The organism is uncultured Wocania sp. (assembly GCF_964021735.1).
Lineage (GTDB): Bacteria > Bacteroidota > Bacteroidia > Flavobacteriales > Flavobacteriaceae > Wocania_A.
Map to the genome: position 1 here is coordinate 1 of NZ_CAXIBN010000229.1, position 4,091 is coordinate 4,091.

Genomic DNA, 4,091 nt, shown 5'->3' on the forward strand with positions numbered 1-4,091 from the left:
ACAATTTAAACCACCATATTTAGATCAACTCAAGAAAATTAGGTTCAACTAAATTTTTAATCAAATTCTATAACCTTATTCCAATTCCAAATTCTACAGCTTCCGCTTTTGCGCCGTGTGATTTTAAGGTTAAAGCTCCAAACCATTTATCATTAAAATAGCGTTTTAAACCAACCCTAAAATACGTTCTACCTTCAAAATCAAATGGATAATATACATAATATCCTAATTGAGATATTAAAGAGGTTTTGTTAATAAATAACTCATGCCCTACAAAAACACCAATACGTTTATAATCTTCGTCTCCAGCAATTTGCTCTTCTGGAAATGCAACACTTTTATAATATATAAGTTCCTTTAAGAATTTAGAAAAGAACACATCTGCTCCAAACTGTAAGGCATTTTTTTGGCTAATTCTTTTATCTGCATAAGCAGATACAATATAAAATGGAAATTGACCACTGCCAACAATATCACTTTCATTAATACCACTTCTAAACGCTATATTATATTTTACGGGCTGCGTAAATTTTTCTTTATTAGTATTAGACAATACAATAACAAACTCGGGTTCTTCATCATCTAAATTATAAGTTACCCCTAGATTAAAAGTAACCGAGTTAATACTAGTATTTGGTGCTTTTACATTCGCATTAGAATAATGAATTAAAGAAAAACCAGCTTGTAACCCAAACCTATCAATAATACGTTCTTTTTTATAATTGAGCATCACATACGTACTACTCATTAGTTTAGAGCCAAAAGCAATGTTCCTAAAATTATCTTCTTTATGATATGGGTTAGTGGTAAAAGCTAGACCTTGACCAATACGTAACATAATATTCCGCTTTAAAAAATAAAAATTATAATGCGCATACAACGACGAGACATCTCCTAAAACATCATTTTTTAAATTTTGGTAGGCAAACGACACCCCATAATCTGGATAATTATAACGCTGTTCCCAATCATTAAAACCGTACGTTTTTTTGTTCCAACTTAAAATATAACCCTCGGGATGTCCTTTAATTAAGTGAAGAATATCGTTATTATGTAACGCAATATTTCCGTTAAAGTAATTAATATCTAAATACGACAATGTATACTTTCTGTCTTGAGAAAACAACATACAACTTACTGCACAACATATACAAGTAAAAAATAATCTCATTAACAGTTTTGCTTATAAAGCAAAAGTAACAGAATAATTAAAACAATGCAGACGCAATCGCTTTTATATTATCACTTTTTCCCATAGAGTAATAATGTAGCACAGGAACACCAGCATTTAATAACTCTTTAGATTGTTGTATACACCATTCTACACCCACTTGACGTACTTGTTTGTTGTCTGCACATTTATCAACCTCAGCAATTAAAGTTTCTGGTAAGTCAATTTTAAAAACCTGAGGTAATAATTGTAAATGACGTTTTACTGCCAAAGGTTTTATTCCAGGAATAATAGGCACATTAATACCTTCTTTTTTTGCTGCATCAACAAACTCAAAATATTTTTTATTATCAAAAAACATTTGTGTGACCACATAATCTGCCCCAGCATCAACCTTTTCTTTTAAGCGTTTTAAATCGCTTTTCATTGATGGAGCTTCTAAATGTTTTTCGGGATAACCTGCAACACCAATACAAAAATCGGCTTTATCATCAACATGTAAAGTACCATGTAAATACTTACCAGAATTTAAATTCTGTATTTGATGTACCAATTGCGTTGCATAGGAATGACCGCCTTTTGTTGCTTTAAAATATTGCTCACCTTTCATGGCATCACCACGTAAAGCCATCACATTATTAATCCCTAAATAATGACAATCAACCAATAAATACTCCGTTTCTTCTTTTGTAAAACCACCACACAACACATGCGGTACCGTATCTACATTATATTTATGTTTAATAGCTGCACAAATACCTAAAGTACCAGGACGCATCCTTGTAATCTTTCTATCGAACAAACCTTCTTTTTCAATATAAATAAACTCTTCTCTAGAAGTTGTTACATCAATAAACGGCGGATTAAACTCCATTAAAGGGTCAATGTTATTATACAACTCTTGAATATTATTTCCCTTTTTTGGTGGAATAATTTCGAACGAAAACAATGTTTTTCCGTTTGCTTTTTTTATGTGTTCTGTTACTTTCATAAGCCTCCCCAACCCCTCCAAAAGAGGGGTTTAAATTAGTTTTATATTTTAATATTCTTTATTTTCATTTGTATTCCTCCCCTTTGGGGAGGTTAGGTGGGGCTATCTACTCCGACAAATTTGGATGCAACCACTTTCTAGCCTTTTCTTTGGTTATTCCTTTTCTTGCTGCATAGTCAGTTACTTGGTCGTCTGTAATTTTTCCTAAACCAAAATATTTTGCTTCTGGGTTGGCAAAATAATAACCCGATACTGCTGCAGCTGGCCACATTGCTAAACTTTCGGTTAGCTTTACACCAATTAGCTTTTCTACATCTAACAATTCCCAAATAGTTTCTTTTTCTAAATGATCTGGACATGCGGGATAACCTGGTGCTGGACGAATGCCTTTGTAATTTTCTTTTATTAAATCGTTGTTAGTTAAATCTTCGTCCACAGCATATCCCCAATGTTTGGTTCTAATCTGTTTATGTAAATATTCTGCGAAAGCTTCTGCAAATCGATCAGCAATGGCTTGTGCCATAATTGCATTATAATCATCCTCCTTTTTTCTGTAACTATCGGCTAATTCTTGCGCACCAAAAATACCAACGCAAAATGCTCCCATATAATCCGTTTTACCAGTTTCTTTTGGTGCAATAAAATCTGCTAATGCATGATTAGGAATCCCTTCGCGCTTTTTTAATTGTTGACGCAGCGTTCTAAAAACAGCTACTTCCTCTCCTTTTTTCTGAACAGAAATATCATCATCATGTATTGTGTTTGCTTCAAACAATCCAAAAACCGCTTTAGGTTTTAAAAGTTGTTTTGCAACAATTTCTTTTATCATTAGTTGCGCTTCTTCATACATGATTGTAGCTTGCTCACCAACAACTTTATCAGTTAAAATATCGGGGAATTTACCATGCAAATCCCAACTTCTAAAAAACGGGCTCCAATCTATAAACGGCACCAATTCTTTTAAACTTAGTTGTTTTAAAATCTGAACACCTAATTCCTTAGGTTTTACAATTTCAGAAGTTTCCCAATCAATTTTATATTTTCTATTTCTAGCCTCTTCAATTGAAATATATGATTTCTCTTTCCCTCGTTTTAGAAATTTAGTTCGAAATTCATCATAATCAGCTTTCATTTTAGCGACATACTCATGCGATGATTTCTTATTCAATAAATCACCAACAACGGTTACCGCTCTTGAGGCATCATTTACATGAACCACAGCATTTTTATACTGCGTATCAATCTTAACCGCTGTATGCGCTTTTGATGTTGTAGCACCTCCAATTAATAATGGCAATTCAAAATTCTGACGTTGCATTTCTTTTGCTAAATAAACCATTTCATCAAGTGATGGTGTAATTAATCCAGATAACCCAATAGCATCAACACGTTCTTTTATAGCCGTTTCAATAATTTTTTCGGGCGGTACCATAACACCTAAATCCACTATTTCGTAGTTATTACAAGCCAATACCACGCTCACAATATTTTTACCAATATCGTGTACGTCACCTTTTACAGTTGCCATTAATATTTTACCAACGGGTTCTTGCTTATCTGTTTTAGTTGCTTCAATAAATGGATTTAGATAGGCCACTGCCTTTTTCATTACCCGAGCCGATTTTACCACCTGTGGCAAGAACATTTTTCCTGCTCCAAATAAATCGCCTACTACATTCATTCCAATCATTAGATGCCCTTCAATGACTTCAATCGGTTTTTCGGCCTCCTGTCTTGCTTGCTCTATATCTTCAATAATAAAAGCATCGATACCTTTTACTAAAGCATGTGTAATTCTATCTTGTAATGGATTTCCCCTCCAAGTTAAATCTGCTCCTGCTTCTTTTTTTGAGCCTTTTACAGTTTCTGCAAAATCTAATAATCGTTCGGTAGCATCATCTCTTCGGTCTAAAATAACATCTTCAACAT

Annotated in this window: 3 protein-coding genes; all 3 read right to left on the reverse strand. The window is 33.4% G+C overall.

Annotated elements, in window-relative coordinates; all coding sequences use genetic code 11:
* Nucleotides 1–67: 67 nt before the first annotated feature.
* On the reverse strand, nucleotides 68–1,171 hold the full coding sequence (locus AADI82_RS14085) for an acyloxyacyl hydrolase (RefSeq protein ID WP_341217060.1): 1,104 nt from the start codon (nucleotides 1,169–1,171) through the stop codon (nucleotides 68–70).
* A gap of 37 nt (nucleotides 1,172–1,208) precedes the next feature.
* The gene (gene metF, locus AADI82_RS14090; RefSeq protein ID WP_341217061.1) at nucleotides 1,209–2,162 is read right to left on the reverse strand and encodes a methylenetetrahydrofolate reductase [NAD(P)H]; all 954 of its coding nucleotides are present in this window, start codon (nucleotides 2,160–2,162) and stop codon (nucleotides 1,209–1,211) included.
* Between the two features lie 106 nt (nucleotides 2,163–2,268).
* Nucleotides 2,269–4,091: vitamin B12 dependent-methionine synthase activation domain-containing protein (locus AADI82_RS14095; protein ID WP_341217062.1), on the reverse strand; the 1,823-nt coding region annotated here is incomplete at its 5' end.

Coding starts and splice junctions, on each gene's coding strand:
- metF (WP_341217061.1), bottom strand. CDS start 2,162: ATGAAAGTAACAGAACACATAAAAAAAGCAAACGGAAAAACATTGTTT.
- AADI82_RS14085 (WP_341217060.1), bottom strand. CDS start 1,171: ATGAGATTATTTTTTACTTGTATATGTTGTGCAGTAAGTTGTATGTTG.